Here is a 581-nt window from a genome sequence, read left to right as displayed (position 1 = left end):
CCCCGCCAGGCGTCACCGCAGCCGGTGGGGTCCACCACCTCGGCCGGCGCCGCGACCGGCACGTTGGTGCGCTCGCCGTTCTCCCAAACGTCGCAGCCCTCGGCGCCCAGCGTGACGACAAGGCCGCTCACCTTGCGGGAGATGTCCTGCAGGCTCCAGCCCGTGCGCTCGCACAGCATGCGGCCTTCGTAGTCGTTCACGGTGATCCACGTGGCCTGCTCGATGAACTGCGCCAGTTCCTGGCCGTTGAACATGGGCAGGCCCTGGCCCGGATCGAACACGAACGGAATGCCCGCCTCGACCAGTTGCGCGGCGTGCTGCAGCATGGCGTCGCGGCCATCGGGCGCGATGATGGCCAGGCGCACGTCAGGCTCGGCCACGATGCGCGAGCGGTGGGCCTGCATCATGGCACCGGGGTGGAAGGCCGTGATCTGGTTGTTGTCGCGGTCGGTCATGATCATCGCCTGGGCCGTGTAGAGGTCATCCACCTGCCCCACGTGGCGCGTTCGATGGCCCAAGGCTGCGCAGGCTGCTCCTGATAGCCTGCGCCTCGCTGCCCAGCATGGCCATGGGCACCCGGA

Annotated in this window: 1 pseudogene; it reads right to left on the bottom strand. The window is 69.2% G+C overall.

From position 1 onward, the window contains the following. Positions 1 to 581, bottom strand: a pseudogene (locus AC27IQ_RS26795) (PfkB family carbohydrate kinase); the annotation flags it as partial.

Source organism: Acidovorax sp. KPB24-07, from assembly GCF_057543315.1.
This window is presented reverse-complemented; position numbering and strand designations above follow the sequence as displayed.